Genomic DNA, 5,506 nt, shown 5'->3' on the forward strand with positions numbered 1-5,506 from the left:
GCCCTATCGAGCGCAATCCGGAACGCAAATACATTACTTTGGACAACGTACAAGGCAACATTACCTTTGAAAATGTATCGTTCAAATATCAAGCCGACAACAACAGCGCCGTCGAAGATTTGCGCCTGACCATCAAACCGGGTGAAAAAGTCGGTATTTTGGGCCGTATCGGCAGCGGTAAAAGCACCATGCTCAAACTGGCCAGCGGTCTGTACGACACTGAAAAAGGCAACGTTACCCTTGACGGCGTCGATATGCGCCAGCTTGACCCCAACTTCCTGCGCGATCAAGTCCTGCTGTTGAGCCAATCGCCACGCCTGTTCCTCGGCACATTGCGTGAAAATATGGACTTGGCGCGTACCGGCAGCTACTCTACCGACCAAGACTTACTGACTGCGCTCAACCGCTTCGGCCTCGACAAAATCATCCGCAACCATCCACGTGGTTTGGATATGCCTCTGGGTGAAGACGGCTTAGGCTTGTCCGGCGGTCAAAAACAAATCATCGCCCTGGCACGCATGACCTTGCGCAACCCGAAAGTCGTCTTGCTGGACGAGCCGACCACCAGCCTGGACCAGGCTACCGAACGCATGGCGCTCAATGCTATTGCCCAATGGGGTCGCAACCGCACCATGCTTTTGGTGACCCACCGTCCGCAAGTGCTGCAAATCGTCAACCGCATCATTGTGATGGATAATGGTAAAGTCGTGATGGACGGCCCGCGTGACCTCGTATTGCAAAAACTCATGCAAAACGAACAGGCCAAAGCAGCCAACGCCAAACAACAGCAACAAGCTGCTGCTGCCTCTCAATCAGCAGCACGATAAAGCAAAAGGCCGTCTGAAACCTACTTGCCCTTTCAAACAGCCTGCCCTAATGGTTAAAATCCACCAAACACAATAAAGACACACGATTATGAGCCGCGAAAACAACGTCAAATCCAAAGATCTCGACCTTATCAACGACCTCAACGCCGCCCTGCAAAAAGAAAAACACAGTGGCCAGTTTATTGTCATCATCCTGTTTTTTATTCTGATGATTGTCTTCGTTATTTGGGCTTACAACAGCCCTGTCGAAGAAGTTACCCGTGGCAACGGCAATATCATTCCCAGCAGCCGTGAGCAAGTAATCCAAAGCCTGGATCCCGGCATCGTAACCGAAATCATGGTTAAAGAAGGAGATATGGTCGAGAAAGATCAGATTCTGATGAAACTCGACGACACACGCAGCTCCGCCGTTTTGCGCGAAAGCGAAGCCAAAGTCGCAAACCTCGAAGCCACTATTGCCCGCCTTAAAGCTGAAGCCTACGGAACCAAGCTCTCCTTCCCTGACAGCGTGGGTCCCGAGCTTCGCCGTCGCGAAATCGCCGCCTACAAAGCACGCCGCCAAGTCATGGTGGATGCCATCAACGGCCTATCCCAAAGCAAGGCCGCACTTGATCGAGAGATTGCCATTACTGCTCCTCTTGTTTCCGAAGGTTATGTTTCCGAAGTCGAACTTTTAAGAATGCGCCGCGATTCCGCAGACTTGGCCACCCAAATCTCTGAACGCCGCAACCGCTACAAAGCCGATGCCAACAACGAACTCTTGCAAGCCGAATCCGAACTGGCGCAATCCAAAGAAAACGTTGCCATGCGTGCCGACCCGGTTGAACGCTCGCAAATCCGCGCCCCTATGCGCGGCATCGTCAAAGGCATAAAAGTCACCACCATCGGCGGCGTTGTGAACGCAGGCGAAGACATCATGCAAATCGTCCCGGTTGATGACAAACTGCTGGTCGAAGCCTATATCCGTCCGCAAGACATCGCCTTTATCCGCGCAGGCCAACCTGCATTGGTTAAAGTCAGCGCATACGACTACTCCATCTACGGCGGTTTAGAAGGCAAAGTTACCCTCGTCGGCGCCGATACCGTCAGCAACTCTATGCAAAACCGTGCCAACGACTTAAAACTTGACCCGAACCAAGTTTATTACCGCGTTCTCGTCCAAACCGAAAACAACTCCCTGAAAGACAAAAACGGCAAACCGATGCCGATTATTCCGGGTATGGTTGCAACGGTAGACATCAAAACCGGTGAAAAAACCATCTTCCAATACCTGATCAAACCGATTACGCGTATGAAACAAGCGTTGAGCGAACGCTAATCGATAAACTGATAAAAGGCCGTCTGAAAGTTTTCAGACGGCCTTTGGTTTATGTTTTCACTATGCCTGTTTATCCGACAGGCAAATTACTTCTCCTTAAACGTCGCTCCGACAAACGTCCTTTTCGGATTGCCGCGCTCAACTTGATAGAGTTGCGTGTGCTGCTCCTGCGCAAAATTTCCTGCCTGTCCGGCATGATGCTCTGCCAGCTTTTGCGCCAATAACATTACCGCCAATTTTTTATTGGCATGCTGGCTGCGTTCGCTCTCGACCCACACGGAAATGCCGCTTTCTTTATGGGTAGCGCGGACGGCGCTTTCGATTTTATTGACGTGTTGCCCGCCTTTACCGCCCGAACGGCAGGTTTGAAACTCGATTCCGTTTTCAGACGGCATTTCATACGTCTGCGGCATATCGGGCAAACGAAAAACGCCTATATACCAATTTTTGCGCGGATGTTTCGGGCGGACGGGGCTGGGGCATATCCATTGGAGCGTCCCCTGCCAAGTTTGCGCCAAACTTTCGGCTTTTTGCCCTGCCAATTTGAGCGTCGCCGACAAAATGCCGTACTTATCGGCGGTTTCGTTAACGAGTTCGGCATCAATGCCTTTTGATTGGGCTTCGGCAAGCAGCTTGCCCAAGACGAAACGGGCAAATATTCGGCACTCTGCCGGCCCTTGCGCGGTGGAAATTTGCAGATGAACCGCTGGTGTATTCTGTTTCATCTTTACGCTCCACACTCGCCGCCGGTTTTATAAGTCAAAACAGGTTTAAACCGCGCGACCAATTCAATCAAACCTGCGTTTTTCATGGCGGCAATAACGCTGTCGATGCTTTTATAAGCCTGCGGCGCTTCTTCAAAAATCAAGGCCTTATCCTGACAAACGACTACGCTGCCGAATTCGGTCTGGCGCAGGCTGTCGGCAGTGTATTTGTGCGACAACCTGCCTTTGCATTCGCCGCGCTGCCATTTCCGACCTGCGCCGTGAGCCAAGGTATTCAACGAAATTTGACAATCTTCGGCAGGTTGGACCAGATAGCTGTAATCGCCGCGCGAGCCGGGTATCATGACCAAGCCTTTATCGGTGGGCGTTGCGCCTTTTCGGTGCAGCCAACCGATTGTGCCGTCAATCTCGGTTTGTTCCAAAAAATTATGGTGGACATCGAGCAGGCATGTTCCTTCTGCGCGCCAACGGTCAAGCATTCTGGCCACAATCAAACGGCGGTTAAGGCTGGCAAATTCAAGGGCTGTTTGGTGTTCGGCAAGATAGGCCGCCGCCGCTTCGCCCTCTTCCGCCAAACCTTGATGCCCGAAGGCGGCAATATGGTATTGCAAAATCTGCTGGCCCAATCCGCGCGAACCGCTATGCACCAACAGTTGCAGATGGTTTTCATCAAAATCGGGCGGAAGCAAATCGGTGCGATAAACGGTGTCAACGGTTTGCAACTCGGCAAAATGGTTGCCGCCGCCAATCGTACCTACAGCAAGGCCGTCTGAAAATTGGTGCATATCGACAGCGTCACCTAATAAATCGACCTGTTCGTCTTTATCTAGCGGCGTATCGATATTGCCAAGCTGTTTGGCGAGTTTGGCAGGTTTGAGTTTGGCCGCGCGTAAATCGGTCTGCCAAAACGCCATGCCGCAACCGATGTCGTTTCCAATCAGGGCAGGATAAAAATGACGGTCGCTGAAAAATGCCGCGCCAACCGGATAACCGCGCCCTGCGTGTAAATCCGGCATTCCGGCAACGCGCAACATATGCGGTAATCGGGCGGTGGTTTCAAGCTGTGCGACAGCGTTGCCTTCAATCCATGTATTTGAATCGGCAATAATTTGAATATGATGGGAATAATTGCCCATGTGTTTATGCTTTCTTTTAAACGGATAGAAACCGTCAACAGATGACAATAGGTATCTACCGTCTGCTAAATGTTCAGACGGCCTGGTTTCTAGCCGATAATCGTAGGGAAAGCAGCCCGAAGCGGGCGACATGGAATGCGAAAAGCGTTATCCGAAAGTCAGACCTACGCTTGGGCTGCAAAGAATGTGATTGAGCGGATTGAAGTATTGCGTGTCATGGCTTGCTCCTTTCTTTGCATGAAAATATTAAAAACGTTCGGATTATAGAAGGTTCATTTCCAATCATGCAAACTTACTGACATCAATCTGCCAATGATGTTGCATAAATGGCAACTATTGAGAACATAATTTAGGCCGTCTGAAAACTTTTCAGACGGCCTTTGATACCCAATAATCCTTACAAAACAACGGTCGGATAAGAGCCGACAACTTTCACGAAGGAAGCGCGTTCACCCAAAAGCTGCAAGGCTTTTTGGACATTTTCATCGCCTTGATGGCCTTCGATATCAATGAAGAACAGATATTCCCACAAAACCGATTTGCTTGGGCGGCTTTCAAATTTGGTCATGGAAATGCCCAACTTGGTGAAGGGTTGCAACAAGGAGGTAACGGCACCGGCACGGTTGGGTGCGGATACGACCAAAGAGGTTTTATCGTTGCCGCTGCGGCCGGTTTCTTGATGACCCATCACCAAGAAGCGCGTGGTGTTGTTCGGTTCGTCTTCGATACACTCGGCGGCAAAGCTCAACTGATAAATTTCCGCGGCAATACGTCCGGCTATCGCGGCCACATTCGGACTGTCAGATTCGGCAACCAGACGCGCTGCTTCGGCATTGCTGGCTACGGCGATACGCTCGGCATTAGGCAGATTGCGGCCGAGCCAGTCGTTGCATTGTGCCAAGGCTTGGGCATGGGCGAAAACTTTGGTAATGCCGCCGATTTCGTGGCTGTCTTTACGCAACAAGTTGTGATGAATACGGACAACCACTTCGCCGCAGGCTTTCAACGCAGTTACGGCCAGCAAGTCCAAAGTGCGCCCCACCGAGCCTTCGGTCGAATTTTCTACCGGCGCCACCAAATAATCGGCTTGACGCGTTTCAACTTGTTTGAAGCAGTTGTCGATGGTGGTACACGCCATGGTGTGTGCGGCGTGGCCGAAATGTTTGATGGCGGCTTGCTGGGTAAATGTTCCCTTCGGGCCCAAATAGGCAATCGTCAGCGGACGCTCCACTGCCAAACATTCGCTCATAATCTCGCGAAACAGCCGGGTGACCGATTCATCAGGCAAAGGACCGCGGTTCAAATCCTGAATCCGGCGCAAAACGGCCACTTCCCGTTCAGGACGGTACACCGCGCCTGTCCCTTTCAATTCGCCGATAGCATGCGCATGACCGGCGCGCTCGTTGAGCAAACGGAGGATTTCCGCATCGATGCTGTCGATGGCATTGCGGTGCGGCAATAATTGTTCGTCTATGGATAAAGGCATAAGCTGTCTCGCAA

General features: G+C 51.5%; 5 protein-coding genes. 2 read left to right on the plus strand and 3 right to left on the minus strand.

Annotation, left to right across the window (positions count from 1 at the left end):
- Both ACTHUE_RS10240 and ACTHUE_RS10245 read left to right on the plus strand, forming a co-directional pair.
- A partial coding sequence (locus ACTHUE_RS10240; protein ID WP_440423414.1) for an ATP-binding cassette domain-containing protein occupies positions 1-827 on the plus strand: 827 nt, incomplete at its 5' end.
- Between the two features lie 88 nt (positions 828-915).
- Positions 916-2,145, plus strand: a complete 1,230-nt coding sequence (locus ACTHUE_RS10245; RefSeq protein WP_070461464.1) for an HlyD family type I secretion periplasmic adaptor subunit — start codon at positions 916-918, stop codon at positions 2,143-2,145.
- Between the two features lie 86 nt (positions 2,146-2,231).
- Here the strand turns inward: ACTHUE_RS10245 and prfH are convergent, their stop codons facing one another.
- The 3 genes from prfH to pheA all read right to left on the minus strand — a co-directional run bounded on the left by prfH (position 2,232) and on the right by pheA (position 5,492).
- Positions 2,232-2,870, minus strand: a complete 639-nt coding sequence (gene prfH / locus ACTHUE_RS10250; RefSeq protein WP_070461463.1) for a peptide chain release factor H — start codon at positions 2,868-2,870, stop codon at positions 2,232-2,234.
- A gap of 2 nt (positions 2,871-2,872) precedes the next feature.
- A complete protein-coding gene (locus ACTHUE_RS10255; RefSeq protein ID WP_107792503.1) occupies positions 2,873-4,006 on the minus strand; it encodes an RNA ligase RtcB family protein in 1,134 nt (377 codons plus the stop codon).
- A 397-nt stretch (positions 4,007-4,403) separates the two neighbouring features.
- Positions 4,404-5,492, minus strand: coding sequence for a prephenate dehydratase (gene pheA, locus ACTHUE_RS10260; RefSeq protein ID WP_107792504.1), 1,089 nt, complete (start codon positions 5,490-5,492; stop codon positions 4,404-4,406).
- Positions 5,493-5,506: the final 14 nt, after the last annotated feature.

The sequence above is a fragment of the Neisseria sp. P0021.S005 genome, from assembly GCF_051956955.1.

Coding starts and splice junctions, on each gene's coding strand:
- ACTHUE_RS10245 (WP_070461464.1), top strand. CDS start 916: ATGAGCCGCGAAAACAACGTCAAATCCAAAGATCTCGACCTTATCAAC.
- prfH (WP_070461463.1), bottom strand. CDS start 2,870: ATGAAACAGAATACACCAGCGGTTCATCTGCAAATTTCCACCGCGCAA.
- ACTHUE_RS10255 (WP_107792503.1), bottom strand. CDS start 4,006: ATGGGCAATTATTCCCATCATATTCAAATTATTGCCGATTCAAATACA.
- pheA (WP_107792504.1), bottom strand. CDS start 5,492: ATGCCTTTATCCATAGACGAACAATTATTGCCGCACCGCAATGCCATC.